The sequence below is a fragment of the Lederbergia galactosidilytica genome (genome assembly GCF_017873565.1).
Lineage (GTDB): Bacteria > Bacillota > Bacilli > Bacillales > Bacillaceae_C > Lederbergia > Lederbergia galactosidilytica.
The window spans coordinates 21,161-40,292 of the sequence record NZ_JAGGKH010000002.1 but is presented as its reverse complement, the minus strand read 5'-3'; the positions used below and the strand labels follow the sequence as shown (position 1 = coordinate 40,292).

Genomic DNA, 19,132 nt, shown 5'->3' with positions numbered 1-19,132 from the left:
TTTATAAAAAGAAAAGAATGTCTTCTAGAATCTGAGACATCCTTTCTCTTTCATATCGTTATCCTTCATATTCCCATTCTTCTTTTAAATGTAGATAAACGACTAATAGCATGTTTTCTAATTCTTGTTTATCCTTATTTTCCCACTCCAACCCTAGTTTTGGAAAAATAATTTCTGCTACTTGATCTGTTAATTCTAAACGATCTTTCACATCTAATTGTTTAAAACGGTTTGCATAAGTACGAATTAAATTCCAATCTTTCATATCCATTGATTTTAAATTCCAAGTATCTAAAGACAGACTTTCTTTGGTTAGCCCTCTTTCATGAATTTCTTTTTCAATTAATGATTGTTTCTTTTTAGATTGACTGTTTTCATCATAAACAACAATCGTTCCAGCTAATAAATCCCCTAATCTTTTCTTTTTTGGATGGAAGAAAACCATTAAGAGTCCTACCAAATAGTACGGTAATGAATCGATGATAAGTAATAGATTACGAATAAAACTAGATAAGAAGGTAATACTTTGGCCATTTTCCTGAATAACCCTGATTCCCATGATTTTCTTTCCGATTGTTTTGCCACCCCAAAAGAATTCAAGAACGACAAAATAACCGTAGTTGAGAAGAAACAAGCCGATGATCATGAAAACAAATAAATATGATATTGCGTCAGACATAAAGGGTATCTCTGAAATGGCATATACTAACAGAAAGCCCACAAGCATAATGATCACCATAGCAATCGATATAATAATATTATCTATAATGAAAGCGACCGTTCTAGATCCTAATCCTGCAAGCTGAAATTGCAGGGAAATATATTCTGGAGTTTTCACTCCTACTTTTTCTTTATCCAATTGTATCCCCCCAAAGTCTTATTTTTATGAAAATGTTTCTATTTAGATCAATTATTATTATAATAGTAACCATTGATTGGATTTACTTACATTTGAACACACACTTAAATAGGTAGGTGCAATAATGAATATTAAACAATTTACCCAAGCATATCGCGAGAACTGGAAAGAACTTGAACAATTAACGAATAAAATTGGCAAAAGTAAAAGTAATGTAACAGCCAAATCAATGAAGGATTTTTACCAGTTGTATCAAAAAGCTTCACAAAATCTCTCTTATAGCCAAACTAATTTTCCTAATGAACAATTAACAGGCTATCTTAACGAACTAGTCTCTAGAGCTCATAATGTCTTATATAGAGACCAAACAACAAGCATGGGACAGTTCCGTCACTTTTTTACGATCACTTTTATTGGTTTATTAATAGAACAATGGAAAGCGATAGTAGTAGCAATGGGTTTATTCGTATTAGGAATGTTAGGTAGCTTTTTCTCAGTAATCGCTGACCCACTTCATATGTACACGATTTTGCCGAATGATATTGCGCAATCTGTTGATCCTAACCAACTGGGAAGCAGCGATGGAATGGTTGATTCACCAACCATGTCAGCCGCCATAATGACAAATAATATTCAAGTCGCTTTTTTAGCTTTTGCAGGTGGCATCACATTTGGTCTACTGACAGTATATGTAATGGTTTATAACGGTATTATTGTCGGCGCACTTGCGGGTCTTTTCTGGGCCCATGGAAAAACCTATGATTTTTGGGCTTATATTGTTCCACATGGTATGATCGAATTAACTGCTATTTTCATTGCAGGTGGAGCTGGTTTATTAATGGGTTATAAACTTTTTGTACCAGGGCATTATTCCAGGGGTTTTCAATTAAAAAGACAATCCATTCGCTCTATACAATTGATCATCGGTACTATTCCCCTGTTCATTATTGCCGGTGTGATAGAAGGATTTATCACCCCAGCTGCAATTTCATTAGAAGCAAAGTATTTTGTAGCTTTTCTAACGATTATTGGCTTAATCCTATATGTTTTAATCGGGAAACAATTATTAAATCGCCGCGATATTAGAAAAGCTCAGGCATCTTGAGTAGCTCAGACAATCATATATTCTACACCTTTGAATGGCTCAGGTTATCAGGGGAACAACGTCTAAAGTCTTCTCCTCCTGTTATTCAACCGAATTAGTTACGTCTACCTCCGATGCACCCACGTCCTGTGAGCTTCTCGGAGGTAGACGTTTTGAGCTAGATCTAACAAATTCGAAATTTATATTTTCCAATTGTACTATAAAAGATGTCGATTCATAATATCGATATAGTGGGAAACAGCTGCTGTGGCGAGATATTCTCCTTGGGCCTCCATCAATTGGAGTCCTTGACTTTCCCATTTATTTTTCTCCTTTTGAATAAAGAGAATTTCTTGTTGGGCAATACTTTTTTCCATCGCTATATCTGCATAGGTTGGCTGCATTTTCGCCTTTTCTTCTAATTGCGGATCTTTAATTCCGATCATGAAAAATAAATGGCGTCGCCGAAGTCGTTTTAAATACATTAAAGCCGATTCCTCATGTAAAAACGTACGTATATCGCTAAATAACAGAATAAGACTTCGTTTCTTCTGCATCGTATCTAAGAAAGAAAACACGGTTCCGTAGTTAGATTCAAAAGCATCGACTTGCAAATCGTAAATAGCATGCAGGATCGTTTGCAAGTGTTCCATACCTTTTGCGGGTGGAATGTATTTTTTTACATCCTTTGAAAAGGCTAGAACAGAAACATAGTCCCCTTTTTTTAAGGCAGCGGCTGCTACAGTAATTGAAGCCTCCAATGTTTTTTCAAGCTTATTCCCTGTTTCCAGTTCAGCTCCCATAATCCGGCCACAATCGATTAAAATCGTAATATATTTCCCATGTTCTGGTTCATATTCATTTGTCATCAACTCGTTTAGCTTAGCTGTCTGTCGCCAATTGATTTTCCGTGGATCATCGCCGACAACATAATTTCTGATCTGGGAAAAGTCCCCCATCCCACTTTGGTACCTTCTAATTTTTTCCCCATCGTATAATAAAAACTTTTGGGCATCTTCTAGAAATGTTTTTGTCTCCGTTAAATCGGGGATGACTTTTAAAGGCTTTTCTAAATCGACAAGCATTTGTTTTTCCCATAATCCCCAGCTGCTTCGATAACGCATATATAGATGTTTTAGCTGATAATTTCCTCTTACACTTGCTTTTGTTTCGTATGTAATCTGGCTAACACTTTCCCTTTCGACCTTTCCTTGAACAGGGAACGGGCGTTGAAAGGATAAGGGTAATCCATCAACAAAGGAGTATGTAAAAGCATAATTCGAGCTGTTTTTTATTTCAATCAACATCTCGTATGATAAATCTCTTTCCAATTCCTCTGCGATATTACGTTGAAAGTGAATTTGCTTCCGCTTAGGAGTTAAAAAGAGATCTATAAAGCTTAACAACAAAACAAATACATTAATTCCTATAACAAAACGCCAAGAAATCCCCCAAAAACTAAATAATAATAAAACTACACTTAATATTCCATAAACAAGAAGTAATCGTTTCGATGGTAAAATTCCTTTATCTTGGAACAGGAACCGACCCCACCAGCTCTTGGATGACTTGATCAATGGACGCTCCCTCCAATTCTATCTGTGGAGATAACTGTACTCGATGGCGTAAAGCAGGTTTCGCTACCATTTTCACATCATCGGGAGTAACATAATCTCTACCCTCCAAATAAGCCCAAGCTTTGCTTGCTTTTCCGATGGATATAGCTGCTCTCGTACTTGCTCCAAAACGAATAGATTCGACCTCCCTCGTTTTACGGACGATTTTCATAATATAATCGAGCACACCGTCTCCCAATGTAACTTGTTCAATTTCCTTTCTAATCTCCAAAAAGGAATCTAATTGCATTACAGCTTCTACCGCTGTTTTTAATTGTGTAGATTCTATCATTTGTTGAAGGACTGCTTTTTCTTCCTCAAAGGAAGGAAACTCAATATAGAGTTTAAATAAGAAGCGATCTTGTTGGGCTTCAGGTAATGGATAGGTTCCTTCAAATTCAATTGGATTCTGTGTCGCCACAACGAAAAAGACTTCTGGCAAGGAATATGTTTCCCCTTGAATCGTTACCTGCTTTTCCTCCATAGCCTCTAATAAAGCTGCCTGGGTTTTGGCGGGTGTTCGATTGATCTCATCTGCAAGAAGAATATTGGTAAAAATAGGACCACGGATTGTCTCAAATTTCCCTTCTTGCATATTGTAAATGCTGCTTCCTGTGATATCACTTGGCAGTAAATCGGGTGTAAATTGAATTCGATTAAAGCGGCCATTTAACAGTTCTGCTAATGTGCGAACTGTTTTTGTTTTACCTGTTCCTGGAACACCTTCCAAAAGCACATGGCCATCTGTAAGAATGGCGGATAGTAATAATCGTAAGTTCGTTGTTTGCCCTAATATTTTTTCTTCATATTTTTCTAATAAGGATGCTAATTCTGGTTTCATCCTTCCTCCACCTCTTTCCTTAAACGATCAATATTTTTCGACCAATATACATATTCTTGTTTACTTATATTCTTTTTGGATAATATGTTTGTTAACCGTGTTATAAGCGTTGAAAGCTCTGAATCAGGTATACTTAAATCTCGACGTAACAGTTCTTCTAAAATGTCAGACCAACCTTTTGTAGAAGCTATTCCCCAACGTTCCTGCATTAATGCTTTGACATATTCCGCCTGTGTCTGCAAACTGTCATGATACAGTTTGCCTTTTAAATACCAAGAAGATAATGCTTTTAACCTTTCATCACTAAAACGAACAGATTCTTCTCTTGGAATGAAAATAGGACCAAATCTTTTGCCAGTATTCCATAGCCATAATATTGATAAAAATGTCGCCTGAATCATGATTAAAATAAACCATTTAGGATAGGTATGCATAGTCGAAATAGGAGATTGGTTTCCATGCAAAAACTCATCAAATAATACATCATTTGGTGAAATCTCATTTAATAACGAAATGATAATAGGAATATGGTCACCATCTAGTATTTCTTGATTTGATAGCCATTTTGGAGAGTTCATCACATACAACTGCCCACTACCAAAGGAACGCTTTATACTTAGTGCTCCTTCTTGATCGTGGAGGAGAATTTGATCATCCTGATTGGTTACGAATCGTAGTGGATTAGTTACGGTTGCCTGGTATTCCCTATCCTGTTGATCGATTATTGTCTCAACTTCCCCCTTCTTGTTCACACTTGCAGGGTCAGTGGACTCAGTTGTTAGTCCAAAGAAATCGTCGGGGGTCTCTGAAATGAGCAAAATAGTATTTCCTGCTTCCATATAAGCTTGATATTCTTCCATTTCATTACTGTCTGGCATAATAAATGGTTCAATAATAATGAGTAACTGATTTTGATCTGTCATTGGTAATTGGTCTGCAGAATAATGGAATCTCTTGACTGAATCAAACTCTTGTTCTAAATATGTATAAAATGCCTTCACTCCAGTTGGAGAAGGTGACTGGGAAACGAAATCTGGATATTCCCTTTGATTAGGTGTATAAAAGAGATAGCTTAGGATGATAAAAATAATAAGTAAAATAATCATCCATACCCATATTCGTTTATGACTGGATTGTGACTGCAATTCGTATTTTCCCCCTTTCTCTTATTCTTCTAAAACGTTATGTTTTATGTCAAAAAGTAAGGATCAAATGGATGAACAGTTATATGCACGCCGTCTTGTCACCATGCTGTTTTGAGCAACATAACATTGGCTTCCGGTAAAAACGACACTGCAAGATAATTGATCTCCGACTAAGGATAGACATATCCTGCGTCGAACGCCGAAATCAGACAACACGCATAAGCCGTTGGCTTGCTTCTACGCTCTTCGGGAAAGAAAACCCCTTTGCCTTCATGTGTTGCAGATTTGTGGAAGCATTCCTTGTCCTTATGAATCCGGAGAATGATCTTCGCCACATCGTAGGCAAGCCTGCTGCTCAAAGCCTGTGCTACCTCGATTTCGATGTACTTGGATGTCTGCCCCCTTAGCCGACCTGATTCCTTCTATCCTTCTTTTTGAACACGCGCTTCTAATCCCACTATAATATCTTTCTTATAATCCTCATATTCTGTTTTTTCAATTTGATGTTCCCCGTATGTAACTTTATCGAAAAAATGAGCTAAATTGTAAAACTTTTGTGCCCATGTAGGTTGAGTCTTTTTCAATTCAGCATAATATTCCCAATTGGTTTTCCACATTTTTGCTTTTAACCAACCACATTGATTAAAATATAAAAGCAGAGCTAAAAATAAATGACGGGTAGCCTTCTCGTAATCACCTATTTCTTCTAGTTTTTTTACTTCGGTGATATGAGTTTGATAAGACCATTCCATCTCGGATAACTTCTGTAATGGTCGTTTATTTCGAAATTTTGTTTTTCGTACACTATAACGGATGATCAATATTACAATAACTGTTACTAGTAGAACGACTAAAGCAATAAAAATTATAAGTAATATGCTTGCTGATGTTTCCACCATACCCGCAGAGGGAAACAAATTCTCAAGTTGGTCCATTAACCATTGTTTCGCCTTTGACCACCAAATTTGCAATGTATTTTCTTTTTCGATGTTATATACTTGATATTCCTTACTATCCAATATTTTTTCTAGATCTTGTCTCGCTTTATCTGGTTCTAACATATGCCATCACCTAACCTATTCAGGTCCGTTATGGACGAACATTATATTCACTAATCAAACTTTTTAAATCTTCTGCTTCAAATCGTAATTTTAAATCAAAATACATAACTGAATATCCAACAGCAAAAATCATGCTAGTAAATAGGCTTACAACCCCGGTAATTAAAGTAACCACCACACTATTTCCTAATAATAGCATTAATGAAATCTCAACTGAATAAACAATACTAGAAATAATCAGGAAAAAAACAATATATAACCCCAATAATGCCCATACGCGGCTTTTTGTCATTTTCCAAGATTTGGAGAAACCTAGAGTTTCTTCCCCAAGAATAACGGGACCAAAATAAAAACTCCATCTTGTTAATAAATACCCTACTCCAACAAACATTCCGAGTATCAATAGAATAGCTAGAATAACTCCAACTACAGGGTGGATAAGCCCCCCGACAATACCAACGATGCTGATGAAAAAGATTGGAACAAAGAACGAACCAAATGAAATTAATCCAAACAAAAAGCTACTAGCTAATAAATAGCCGTATCGAGGAAAAACTTCCTTCAATACTTGCCCTAAAGTGTATGTTTCGTTTTTACGGATATGGTTGATCATTAGCATAATTGCTCCAAATGCAAGTGGATATAAAAATACACTAATGAAACTTACAAGACCAATACCAAGGTCAGCCAAGACATTGGCCGGGGTATCTTCATAACTCATTATGGTTTGCTCGAACCAAAACTCCCCTTCACCTGATCCTTTAAAAAAGGCTGCACCTGATATAAGCTTAATAAAAGCTTGCAACAAAAAAATAGGACCCATAAAGATTAAGAAGACTGTGAAAAATTGCGCAAAATTACTTTTGCCTAAACTAAAAGAATGATCTAAAATTCTTCCAAATCCCTTTGGACTGTTAAATTTAGTATCCAATGAATATCCTCCCACCATATAAAATATCATAAGGATTATTTTATCATTAAACACTCATAAGGAGGTAATCGTTTCTAATTTTAGGATAAAGTTCCTGTTTAAGCTTTTACTGGTTGCCATAAATTTGCAGTCCTCTAGGTCTAACTTCATTTAAATTCATTAAAAAAACAGCGAAGTTAGCAAATGCTTATCGACTAAAATACATTTTTTTATTTAAGGTTATTCATCTTCACTAATGTTTCTCATAGAAAAAAAGATTGTGGTTAGAATATCCTCTGACCAACAATCTTATATAAGTAGTTTTCATAATCCCATCTTTTAAACTTAAACATAACAATGATCGAGGTGATTTAATACAAACTTTTGCAGTTTTCCGGTAATTTAAAAGGGTTTTCTTTATTAATACGATCATAAAACATAATTCCATTTAAGTGGTCTATTTCATGTTGCATAACAATAGCGGCATATCCGCTAAACTTTAATACTTGTTCTTCCCCCATTAAATTAAATCCTCGCACCTTAATCCGTTCATATCTCGGAACAAATCCGTTTATTTCCCGATCAACAGAGAGACATCCTTCGCTAGGCGGTAAATAAATCATCGACATAGAATGACTGATTATTTTTGGATTTATGAAGATATATTCATGTTCCTGGCCTTTTGTATCAGATATATAGGCAACAAACATCCGTTTATTTAAACCAATCTGATTCGCTGACAAGCCTACTCCTGCTCGTAATTTATATTTCTTAGCTAAATATGGATCTTGGCTATTTTTTAAAAAATTCATCATACATATAAGTGTTGCTTTATCTTCTTCAGAAGGAGGAATCATTACTTCATGTGTGGGATGATGTAAAGTCTCGTTACCTTCCCTGACAATATCATTCATTGTAATTATATAATCTGCTTTAAATTTACTCATAAATAAACAATTCATCTACCTTTACTTTTAATGTTTTTGATAATTTGAAAGCGAGTTCCAATGTGGGGTCATATTTGTCATTTTCGATACAATTTATTGTTTGTCTAACGACGCCACACTCCTTCGCTAGTTGTTCTTGTGTCATCCCTAATTTCTTTCTTATTGCTTTAATTTTATTTTTCAAAAGGATCACCTACGTCAAAGAGATTAGACATTTTTATTGTAACAAGCTCCAGCAAGATGTCAATATCTTTGGACATTAGCATAAAAAAATCAGACAAGTGTATGTTTTACCTTGTCTGATTCTATTATTTGCAGTTTACTCATCACCGATAATTTTCACTTCTGTTTCTAAATCTACTCCAAATTTATCTTTCACTGTTTTTTGTACATGTTTTATAAGCTGGATGTAATCTGATGATGTTGCATGATCGACATTCACAATAAAGCCTGCATGTTTCGTAGATACTTCAGCACCACCAATTCTAGTTCCTTGTAAACCACTGTCTTGAATTAATTTACCTGCATAATGATTAGGTGGTCGTTTAAAAACACTTCCACAAGAAGGGTATTCTAATGGTTGTTTAGATTCGCGTAAAAATGTATTTTCATCCATTTTTGCTTTAATAGCTGTTGGATTCCCTTTGGCTAATTTAAATTTAGCGTCGACGATGATATATTTTTTCTTTGCAAACACACTATTTCTATAAGCAAAATCAAACTGCTCTTGTCCTAATGTCAAGACTTCACCTGTAGAAGTAATTACTGTTGACTCGTACAACACTTCTGAGATTTCTCCACCATACGCACCAGCATTCATAATCAATGCTCCACCAACTGTACCTGGAATACCGCAAGCAAATTCAAGACCAGATAATTGCGATCTTAGAGCTGCTTTTGACACATCAATAATACTGGCGCCACTTCCGCAATAAATCTCTTCATTTGTTACAGTTATTTGATTAAACTTCTCTAAACTTATCACTATTCCACGAATTCCTGAATCTTTTATAATTACATTTGTGCCTTTTCCCAAAATCGTTAAAGGGATAGCATGTTGATTGGCATATTGGACAATCACTTGTAATTCCTCAATTTCACTAGGGATAGCAAAAATATCACTATTACCCCCGGTTTTAATAAAGGTATGTCTTGATAAAGGTTCCGCATGTAAAAACTCAACAAACGGTAATTTTTTTTGTAATTCTTTCATTATGTCTTTCATAGTTATTCTGCCTCTTATATATTATTTGCGAAAATTAATTTACTCTTACTAAAAATGGATCCCGCTCGCAACGGTTCATGATTCATTATACTAAAAATAGCGAAATGAATGCAGTATAAAATATTGAGCCTGGATAGGCGATCCATAATTAACATATTCAGTCATCTATATTTCGTTCAAAAGTACTTTTGAAGCATGCTTTTACATATGTTCAGGTGCCTGCATACCCAATAGTCTGAGTCCCTCTTCTAACACAATCGTTACCGATTTGACAAGCGCCAATCGAGTGACAAGGTAATGATCATTATGCAAGATTTTAATATGAGCATAATATTTATTGAAATCTTGAGCAAGTTGGATTAAATATTTCGAGACTTCAGATGGTTCATTACGCTCAAAGCTTTTTTCGATGATAGAAGGAAACAAGATAAGTTGTTTGATGATCATCCAGCTCTCTTCTTCGATTTTCCCTGTTAAGTCTTTTGCGAAGTTCACTTGTCCTGCTTTCCTTAAGATCGAACAGGCTCTTGCGTGTGTATATTGAACATATGGCCCAGTATTCCCTTCGAACTTTAACATATCCTCAAGCGAAAACTCAACATTATTTTGCTTTTCGTGTTTTAAATCATGAAAAATAATGGCTCCAACACCAACCATTTTAGCTACTTCTTCTTTCTCCAGTAAGTTCGGATTTTTTTCTTGAATATTCTGTTTAGCAAGCATAACAGCTTCTTCTATTACTTGCTCTAATAACACAACTTTCCCTTTTCTTGTGGACATTTTTTTCCCATCTTTTAGAATAAATCCAAATGGGATATGTGAGATATTATTAGCCCAGGGATACTCCATTTTTTCTAAGACATGAATGATTTGTTGAAAATGGAGACTTTGTTCTTGACCAACTACATAATATGCCTTGTCAAATTGATATTGATTGTAACGATAAATAGCAGCGGTTAAATCTCTTGTGGCATACAAGGTAGCGCCATCTGATTTCTGAATTAAGCAAGGGGGTAAATTAAACTCTTCTAGATTCACCACTTGTGCACCGTCTGAGTATTCGAGTAACTTTTGTGCGTTCAACGTTTTTATCGTTTCGTTCATTTGTTCATTATAAAAGGCTTCTCCATGATAAGAATCAAAATGAACATTTAATAAATCATAAATTTTAGTGAATTCATGGAGAGATTCTTCACGAAACCATAACCATAAGTGATAAGCTTCCTCATCTCCATCTTCTAATTTCTTAAACCACAATCTAGCTTCTTTTTCCAATTCGGTATTTTTTTCAGCTTCAGTATGAAATTTGACATATAAGGCTAATAATTCCGTAATTGGATTTTGTTTTACCTGTTGCACATTTCCCCATAGTTTATAAGCTACAATTAATTTACCAAACTGTGTTCCCCAATCACCAAGATGATTAATACGGATTACTTTATAGCCACATTTTTCGGCAATATGTGCTAATGAATTACCGATTACTGTTGATCGTAGGTGTCCCATTGAGAAAGGCTTGGCGATATTAGGTGAGGAAAAATCCACTACCACATTTTTTCCGTTACCGAAGTTCCATGAACCATAATTTTCTCCGTTTTTAAGAACTTGAGCTAACACATCCTTTACAATTGTTTCTTTATGTAGGAAGGCATTTATATACGGACCTACAGCGACAAATTTGCAAAATAAAGGATCTGTTAATTTTTCAGATAAATCTGTTGCAATTTCTTGCGGAGATTTCTGCCACTTTTTAGCAAGGACAAAGCACGGAAAGGCTAAATCACCTTGACTCGTATACTTTGGAATTTCTATTTGTTTTTCTATTTCTTCAACCGATAAAGTATTATCAATTTGTTCAGTAATTTTCGTTGCATAGTCTTTAATAAATTGTTTCAATTACCTTTCACTCCTTTGTTTTAAAAGAATAAAACCGACCACCGATCTGATCTCATATTCACATAGATTGCCGGTTGACTAGCAATCTATGGTGCAAGTTATAAACACCGCGTTTCCGCGTAAACTTACTGCCAATGATCTTCTTAGATCTAGCACTTGATGCTCTAATACACCACCAAACAGATTATCTTTATGGCATAAAAAAACCCGCCTCTAAAATAAGAGACGAGATGAATCGCGGTACCACTCTTTTTGTTCATATTGAACCTGCTTGGGTTTTATAACGGAATCATCCGGCAATAAGCCCTACTGCTTTCAGGCAGCTCCTTAGAAGTGCGTTTCATGAACAAACAGACTGCTAGGCTCACACCAACCCTAACTCGCTTAAGCTGTGATGATCACTACTCTCTTCATCAAAGGATTTATCAGTTAATTTTCGTTATTATAATGGATTCATTTTTAAAAAGCAACTTTTTATTAGAATTTCTATAGTTAGATCAATCAAGTAGATTCGTTAATTGGCTATATATTTCTTTCATTTCCTCAAGACTCATTCGAACGAGACCACTTGTTGATGGAGCTACAAAATCAATAACACCGGGAACCGTTTGTTCTGGCTGGCGCCCCCAATCAGCCTTTTTCTTACCAGAAAATTGTAGATAAACCCCTTTACCTACAAAACACACTATTTTTGGTCGATAAAAACGAATTTTTTCTTCTAGTACCTTTTTCCCTTGCCGATATTCTTCCTTAGTAATTTCTGCAGCATTTCTCGTTGGTCTTGGAACAATATTTGTAAATCCAAACCCTTTTTCAAAAATGGCATCACCTTCGCTAGGAAGATATCTTCGTTCTGTAAGCTCGGCTTCAAATAAAATCTTCCAAAATTTATTTGTGGGATTCGCATAATGATGACCGGTTTCACTTGAACGAATACTAGGGTTAAACCCAACAAAAAGTAATTTTAAGCCTTTTTTTAAATGATCTGGAACAGGTTTTAGTGTCACTTGATTTTACCTCCTTAAAATAGGTAAGGTGCAGCACCGAAAAGAGCCTCCCGATTTTATAATTTCAGATAAATCTATCTCCATAACGGAATACCCTTCATTTCTTAAACGTTGATTGACCTTTTGGTTAACAGGTAAACTAAATACTTGTTTGTTTCCAATCGATAGTACGTTTGTTCCGAGTGTAAATTGCTCTTTTTCCGATACTTCAATAAGTTTAAATTTTTCATTTAACATTACAATTGTATCTTCTTCAAATGCCTGTGGAAAAAATAAAGCTTCTCCCTCGGATAAAATATTAAAGACACAATCAAGATGTAAGTACTTATCTTGAAACGGAATAGGAACAATATGATATTCGGGCAGAGCCTCTTCTAAATAATCAATCGCTTGCATATTCGTGCGACTACTAACACCGACATAAACTGTCGTACCAGCAATCATTACATCCCCACCTTCAATCATTCCTTCTCTTATATCCAAGTAAGGCATTTGATGATGAGATAATCTGTTTTTTAATTCTATTTCTTCGCCTTGACGCACCCTTCTAGCCATCCTCGAAACGCAAACTTGGTCGCCAATCGTAAAACCAATGTCCCGTGTAAAAACTTGTTCAGGATATGTTTTTTGTGCGGGTATTAATAAAACTTCTACACCGCATTGACGCAATGCGTCTATAAATTGACTATGTTGCTTGACAGCAAGCTGATGATTAATTTCTTGTTCATTATAATATTTTTGGGTTTCGTTAATAATTTCGCGAATAGCCATATACTTTGGTTCACATAAAATAACCTTTTTTAAAACTCCATATTCATTATTGCAAAATACATTCTTATGCTCGTCTTCAAATGTCATCATTTTTCTCCTTAATAAACTAATAATTGGATGTAGACAAAATTTAAAAATAGTTGGTAACTAAAATAATGATAATTAGCATACATACTTCAGCGTTGCTTACAACGCAAAAAAAGTAACTAATCAGCCTGTTGACTAGTTACTTTTTTCAGCTTTATTATCCTTCCACTTTCATCACCCAGTTTAATGGATCTTCCTCTTTTCCAGTTTGGATACCTGTTAAAGTATCATAAAGCTTTTTGGATAATTCTCCAGTAGCTCCATTATGAATGGTGATCTTATAATCATTCCAGAAGAGCTCTCCAATAGGTGATATCACTGCTGCTGTACCAGTACCAAAGGCTTCTTCTAGTTTACCTTCTTTATAAGCTTGGTAAACCTCCTCCATAGAAATCTTTCTTTCTATCACCGGTATTTCCCAATACTTTAATAATTCTATGACGGATTTTCTTGTAATTCCTTGTAAAATACTTCCATTTATTGCTGGGGTGATAATTTCTCCATCAATTTTAAAGAACACATTCATACTGCCAACTTCCTCAATATATTTATGTTCTTTTCCATCTAGCCATAGTACTTGTGAATAGCCTTCTTTTTCGGCTACTTCCTGTGCTTTCAAAGCACTTGCGTAGTTTCCTGCTGTTTTAGCATCCCCTGTGCCACCCTTGACAGCACGAACATATTCACTTTCTACCGCAATTTTAACTGGATTCATTCCTTCTTTATAATAAGCACCCACCGGAGATAAAATGATCACAAATTGGTAAGTTGTCGATGGTGCTACACCTAAATAGGGCTCAGTTGCGAAAACGAATGGTCGAATATAGAGTGATGTTCCTTCTTGTGTAGGAATCCAATCACGGTCAATGGAAATTAACTTTTTTAATGCCTCTAAAGCTAAATTCTCATCAATTTCCGGTATGCATAGCCGGTGATTGGAACGATTCATACGTTTCATATTTTCTTCGGGCCTAAAAAGTAATACATCCTGGTTTGTCGTTACATATGCTTTTAATCCTTCAAAAATAGTTTGGCCATAATGAAAGACAATAGCCGCAGGGTCTAAAACAATCGGTTGGTACGGAATAATTCTAGCATCATACCAACCCTTTTCTTGTGAATAATCCATTACAAACATATGATCAGTAAAATAACGGCCAAAAGGTAGTTGTTCATCTGTCGGCTTTTCTTTTTGATTGTCGGTTAGTTGTACTTTAATTTCTTGCATATGGCGTTCTCCCTCTCGATTAATTTCGTATTTGCCCTTCACCGTAAATAAAGAATTTACTTGAGGTAAGTGCTTCTAATCCCATCGGACCACGAGCATGCAATTTTTGTGTGCTAATCCCTATTTCTGCACCATAGCCAAACTCGAATCCATCTGTAAATCGAGTAGAAGCATTATGATAGACAGCTGCTGCATCGACACTATTTAAAAATAATGCGGCATGTTGATCATTGTGTGTTATGATGGATTCCGAATGTTGGGTTCCATAATAATTGATATGGTGAATAGCTTCCTCAACATTGGAGACAACTTTAATACTAATAGTCAAACCTAAATATTCGGTTGCCCAATCCTCTTCTGTTGCAATAAGCACATTAGGGCACTTCCCTCTAACGATTTCATCACCGTAAATTTCCACGTTTTTATCTTGGAATAATTGAATGAGTTCTATTCCGTATTCTTCAAACCATTTTTCATGGATTAATAATGTTTCGATTGTATTACACACAGAAGGACGTTGAGTTTTTGCATTCAAGGCGATGTTTTTTGCCATCTCCCATTCAGCGGATTCATCAATATAAACATGACAATTGCCTGCACCAGTCTCAATTACTGGAACTGTTGATTCACGGATAACCGTTTCAATTAACTGTTTACCGCCTCTTGGAATCAGCACATCTAAATACTCATTTAAGCGGAATAACTCTTTCGCTGTTTCACGGCTTGTATCTTCTAGTAATTGAACTGAATCTTCGGGTAAGCGACTATTTTTTAAAGCTTGATGAATCACTTTTACAAGTGCCATATTAGAGTGCTTTGCTGAGGAACTTCCCCTTAGAACAACTGCATTTCCAGTTTTTAAAGCTAAAGTTGCCGCATCAATCGTGACATTTGGTCTAGCCTCATAGATCATGCCGATTACTCCAATAGGTACGCGTTTTTTATAGATACGTAGTCCATTTTCTTTTTCGATTTTTTCGATTGTTTCCCCAATCGGATCTTTTAATTTTATTAAGAGTTCAATAGCCTGTGCCATTGCTTGGATACGTTCTTCATTTAGCATAATTCGATCCAAAATGGCAGGCGAAATACCACTTTCCTTGCCATTTTGCAAATCTTTTTCATTCGCTGTAAGTAACTCTTGCTGTGCTGCTAATAAATGATCTGCAATTAACTTTAGTGCCTGATTTTTTTCCTCTGTTGTCACATTAACTAAAGCGTAGCTTGCTTGCTTCGCTGCCAAACCTTTCACATGTACTTCACTCATTAGTCTGTACCCCTTCCTATTTAAATTTGTACCCAGCGGTCACGATGGATCACTTCTATAGTTGGTTTCATTTCCTTGTCAGATTGCCGTTTTTCAATGGTTCTTTTTAAGTCATCAGAGGAGTAACTTACTTCACCTTTTCCTAATAAACCATGATTGCCGAAAACTTCCACTACATCTCCCTTCTGGAAAGTACCTTGCACCTTAAACACCCCAGCAGGTAACAAGCTTTTACCGTTATGGAGGATTGCTTCTTCTGCACCTTGATCGACATAAATTCGGCCTGATAATGCCGAATGGAGGGCAATCCACTGGCGATTGGTATTAATCGGAGTAATAGAGGAATTTGAAATATATGTTCCATCCCCCTCGCCTTGTAAAATAGTAATCAATTTATCTGGTCCTTTTCCTTGCCCGATGAAAACAGGGACGCCTAAAGAATGAGCTGTTTTAGCTGCTAGAAGCTTGGAACGCATACCACCAGTTCCCACTTTTGACCCTATATCATCAGCGGATTCCATTAGCTCATCCGGAATTTGCTCTAAATAATCCAATCTCTTGGCGTCTGGATATGTACGAGGATTGGCTGTATAGATTCCATTAATATCTGTCAGGATTATTAATTGATCGACATGAAGAAAACCACTGACAAGAGCAGATAACATATCGTTATCTCCAAAGGTTAATTCCTCAACTGAAACTGTGTCATTTTCATTAATAATGGGGATAATACCTCTCTCTAGTAGTTCAGTCAGCGTTGCGAAAGCGTTGCGATATCTTTCCCGATCGGTAAAATCTGATCTTGTTAATAAGACTTGCGCAGGAATAATATCAAATTCTTTAAACTTTTCAATATATAATTGAATTAAGCGACTTTGTCCAACAGCGGCAGCAGCTTGCTTACCTTTTAAAGTAACCGGGCGACTCGGATAGCCCAGACAAGCAAAGCCAGCAGCGACAGCCCCAGAAGAAACAAGGATCACCTCATGCTTTGCTTCTCTTAATTTAGCGATGGCATGAATATGATCTGAAAACTTTAAATGATCAATTTCTCCCTTATCATTTGTTAAAGAACTACTTCCAATTTTGACCACAATACGTTGCCTTTTCATTTTAATCACCTATATAAATAATATAAAAAAAGCTCACTCATCCTTAAGAATAAGGACGAAAGAGCTTTTAGCTTCCGCGGTACCACCATAATTGGATGTCATGATTGCATCCCACTTTTCCTATAACGCTAGGGTGTGCGCTCATGTTTTGCATGAGACTCAAAGGTAGGTTCTGTAGATTGATTGTGGCAAAATTTTCCAGCTTTTAAATTTCGCTCTCTTTCACATCAAAGCCCACATACTAATCCTTTTCTACGTTCAATGATTTTCTAATATTATGACGAAAACAATCAAAATTGTCAAGAGGTGAAAACGGAACATTCCTTTTAAGTTCAGTAATTGTTAGATGAATAAGAGTATTTATACAGGGTGTTTCTTAACAAAAAGGGAAATGTTTTTCATGCTCGTTAAATGTCTGAAGACTATCTTGCGACACATCATAAACATTCGATTATTCTCATATAAAGGAGATCGTCTTATTCCTGTAATCCTATTTCTCATCAATATATAAATCCAACAAAAGCGAGTATTCATATAGAAAAACTAGATAAGTAGTCAATTCAACTAAATCAATTATATATGCCTACCGCTTAGGAGGGGGGGCGATTTTTATTGTATGGAGTGATAGAAATGACTTTAAAAAGGCTTGTGTGAAAAAACTTACAATTTTCTAGAAGGAATCCATATTTTGATTTACCACAGAGGAATATATATTTGGGCGCCTGCATTTAATCTCTTATGAATGAATAGCCGTTCTTTAGTTGATCAAAAGGTTTTTGTGTCAGTGTAAATAATCAGAGAAATTTGATGTGAAAAAGGCAACAGCTTACAGGGAAAGATTTTAATTGGGAATTTAATGGGGCTACGCTAGTGATGGAGTCTATGGGGAAAAGACAGTTCTATTGAGCCGCCTTTTCCAAGCTCATTATCTTTCTATGCTTCTTGATAATGTTGAATACAGAAATCAAGTACAAGTTCTTCCTCGTCTTCTTCAAGAGCGAAGTCTAAAATATTGTTTGTATTTCTTTCAATAAATTCATAATGAAGGATGTTTTTTTCTCCATTTGCTTCGGCGAAAATCACCCTTAATAACAAACCATCCTCAGAAAATAATTCATCACCTTCTGGTACTTCGATTTCTAAAAAAAACTCATATCGATGACCTTCAAGAATTCCGGTAGGATCGTGTAATTCTTCTATTGTATATTCAGTTATGTTCATGAATTTATCCCTCCTTCATATCCGTTTTTTCTTTAAAAAAATGCCAATCACGATTATTAATAATATAGCTAATCCAATATAAACGATATAGGAGTAAACGTCCATTATTTCAACAATTTTTGTCCATGATTCTCCGACAGCTGCTCCTATACTTACTAAAACCATATTCCAAATTAAAGTCCCCAAAGCTGTTAATAAAAAGAATGGAATAAATGGCATCCGTGCCATTCCGGCTGGAATAGAAATTAAACTACGAATTAAGGGGATAAACCGACAAAAAAATACCGTCTTACTACCATGTTTTTGAAACCAAATCTCTGCTCTTTGAATATCTTCTTTCTTTAAACGCAAAAGATATCCCCAACGATCAACCGTTTTTTCAATTCGGCTAGGATTCACTAAAAAGCCGACCCCATATAAAATCACAGCTCCAATAACTGACCCTAATGTAGCAAACCATACAACCCCCATAATAGTTAAGTCAGAGGATGTTGTCATAAAGCCGCCAAAAGTTAAGATCACTTCAGAGGGAATCGGTGGAAAAACATTTTCTATTGTAATTAAAAAGAGAATTCCAACGTAACCAAATTTTTCCATAATCTCAATAATCCAAGTATCCATTTGCCCACTCCCAAATAAAAAACTTGTCTATTTAATCATACAAGCATTTTTTGGTAATTATCACTTATTAACCGAAAATTTCAAGCTTTATATTGGAATGTATAAATATACACTCTTTTTTATCTAGATTTTTTAACAAAGAACTGCCGGAAAAATTTCAGAAAACCAAATTATTTCCCAGTGTATTTATACCTGGTCCTAAGAGCGTTTCCTTTAATTAAGAGTTGGTGCTAA

18 protein-coding genes and 2 other annotated features are annotated in these 19,132 nt (G+C 35.6%); of the genes, 1 reads left to right on the top strand and 17 read right to left on the bottom strand.

Annotated elements, in window-relative coordinates:
• Nucleotides 1–58 precede the first annotated feature (58 nt).
• Complete coding sequence (locus J2Z23_RS02100; protein WP_057988823.1) at nt 59–859, bottom strand: RDD family protein; 801 nt, start codon at nt 857–859, stop codon at nt 59–61.
• Nucleotides 860–983: 124 nt separating this feature from the next.
• Here J2Z23_RS02100 and J2Z23_RS02095 point away from each other — a divergent pair, with 124 nt between their 5' ends.
• The gene (locus J2Z23_RS02095; protein ID WP_057988821.1) at nt 984–1,964 is read left to right on the top strand and encodes a stage II sporulation protein M; all 981 of its coding nucleotides are present in this window, start codon (nt 984–986) and stop codon (nt 1,962–1,964) included.
• A 197-nt stretch (nt 1,965–2,161) separates the two neighbouring features.
• On the opposite strand, the gene J2Z23_RS02090 is transcribed toward J2Z23_RS02095, so the two are convergent.
• The 16 genes from J2Z23_RS02090 to J2Z23_RS02015 all read right to left on the bottom strand — a co-directional run bounded on the left by J2Z23_RS02090 (nt 2,162) and on the right by J2Z23_RS02015 (nt 18,898).
• Nucleotides 2,162–3,520, bottom strand: coding sequence for a DUF58 domain-containing protein (locus J2Z23_RS02090; RefSeq protein WP_064467992.1), 1,359 nt, complete (start codon nt 3,518–3,520; stop codon nt 2,162–2,164).
• Nucleotides 3,471–4,400: an AAA family ATPase gene (locus J2Z23_RS02085; RefSeq protein ID WP_057988818.1), complete on the bottom strand. Its 930-nt coding sequence runs from the start codon at nt 4,398–4,400 to the stop codon at nt 3,471–3,473. Before J2Z23_RS02085 ends, J2Z23_RS02090 begins: the two co-directional genes overlap by 50 nt.
• The gene (locus J2Z23_RS02080) at nt 4,397–5,545 is read right to left on the bottom strand and encodes a DUF4350 domain-containing protein (RefSeq protein WP_057995710.1); all 1,149 of its coding nucleotides are present in this window, start codon (nt 5,543–5,545) and stop codon (nt 4,397–4,399) included. The genes J2Z23_RS02085 and J2Z23_RS02080 overlap by 4 nt, the downstream gene beginning before the upstream one ends.
• 422 nt (nt 5,546–5,967) lie before the next feature.
• Nucleotides 5,968–6,606 carry a DUF4129 domain-containing protein gene (locus J2Z23_RS02075; protein ID WP_057988814.1) on the bottom strand — a complete coding sequence of 213 codons (639 nt, stop codon included), beginning with the start codon at nt 6,604–6,606 and terminating at the stop codon, nt 5,968–5,970.
• A gap of 28 nt (nt 6,607–6,634) precedes the next feature.
• Nucleotides 6,635–7,537, bottom strand: a complete 903-nt coding sequence (locus tag J2Z23_RS02070; RefSeq protein WP_057988812.1) for a hypothetical protein — start codon at nt 7,535–7,537, stop codon at nt 6,635–6,637.
• Nucleotides 7,538–7,887: 350 nt separating this feature from the next.
• Nucleotides 7,888–8,463, bottom strand: coding sequence for a peptide deformylase (def, locus tag J2Z23_RS02065; protein WP_057988810.1), 576 nt, complete (start codon nt 8,461–8,463; stop codon nt 7,888–7,890).
• On the bottom strand, nt 8,456–8,647 hold the full coding sequence (locus J2Z23_RS02060; protein WP_057988808.1) for a helix-turn-helix transcriptional regulator: 192 nt from the start codon (nt 8,645–8,647) through the stop codon (nt 8,456–8,458). Before J2Z23_RS02060 ends, def begins: the two co-directional genes overlap by 8 nt.
• Before the next feature lie 135 nt (nt 8,648–8,782).
• A complete protein-coding gene (gene murB, locus J2Z23_RS02055) occupies nt 8,783–9,694 on the bottom strand; it encodes a UDP-N-acetylmuramate dehydrogenase (RefSeq protein ID WP_057988806.1) in 912 nt (303 codons plus the stop codon).
• A gap of 195 nt (nt 9,695–9,889) precedes the next feature.
• Nucleotides 9,890–11,584, bottom strand: coding sequence for an arginine--tRNA ligase (argS, locus tag J2Z23_RS02050; RefSeq protein WP_238482574.1), 1,695 nt, complete (start codon nt 11,582–11,584; stop codon nt 9,890–9,892).
• A gap of 218 nt (nt 11,585–11,802) precedes the next feature.
• Nucleotides 11,803–12,010: a binding site (T-box leader), on the bottom strand.
• Between the two features lie 71 nt (nt 12,011–12,081).
• The gene (locus tag J2Z23_RS02045; protein WP_057988804.1) at nt 12,082–12,591 is read right to left on the bottom strand and encodes a mismatch-specific DNA-glycosylase; all 510 of its coding nucleotides are present in this window, start codon (nt 12,589–12,591) and stop codon (nt 12,082–12,084) included.
• A 6-nt stretch (nt 12,592–12,597) separates the two neighbouring features.
• On the bottom strand, nt 12,598–13,449 hold the full coding sequence (locus J2Z23_RS02040) for a dimethylarginine dimethylaminohydrolase family protein (RefSeq protein WP_238482573.1): 852 nt from the start codon (nt 13,447–13,449) through the stop codon (nt 12,598–12,600).
• Nucleotides 13,450–13,606: 157 nt separating this feature from the next.
• Complete coding sequence (locus J2Z23_RS02035) at nt 13,607–14,677, bottom strand: branched-chain amino acid aminotransferase (protein ID WP_209973127.1); 1,071 nt, start codon at nt 14,675–14,677, stop codon at nt 13,607–13,609.
• Between the two features lie 19 nt (nt 14,678–14,696).
• Nucleotides 14,697–15,944, bottom strand: a complete 1,248-nt coding sequence (locus J2Z23_RS02030; protein WP_209973124.1) for a glutamate-5-semialdehyde dehydrogenase — start codon at nt 15,942–15,944, stop codon at nt 14,697–14,699.
• A gap of 20 nt (nt 15,945–15,964) precedes the next feature.
• On the bottom strand, nt 15,965–17,056 hold the full coding sequence (gene proB, locus J2Z23_RS02025; RefSeq protein WP_064467995.1) for a glutamate 5-kinase: 1,092 nt from the start codon (nt 17,054–17,056) through the stop codon (nt 15,965–15,967).
• Nucleotides 17,057–17,104: 48 nt separating this feature from the next.
• Nucleotides 17,105–17,320: a binding site (T-box leader), on the bottom strand.
• 669 nt (nt 17,321–17,989) lie between these two features.
• Nucleotides 17,990–18,277 carry a DUF6509 family protein gene (locus J2Z23_RS02020; protein WP_057989379.1) on the bottom strand — a complete coding sequence of 96 codons (288 nt, stop codon included), beginning with the start codon at nt 18,275–18,277 and terminating at the stop codon, nt 17,990–17,992.
• Between the two features lie 15 nt (nt 18,278–18,292).
• Nucleotides 18,293–18,898: a DedA family protein gene (locus J2Z23_RS02015; RefSeq protein ID WP_064467996.1), complete on the bottom strand. Its 606-nt coding sequence runs from the start codon at nt 18,896–18,898 to the stop codon at nt 18,293–18,295.
• Nucleotides 18,899–19,132: the final 234 nt, after the last annotated feature.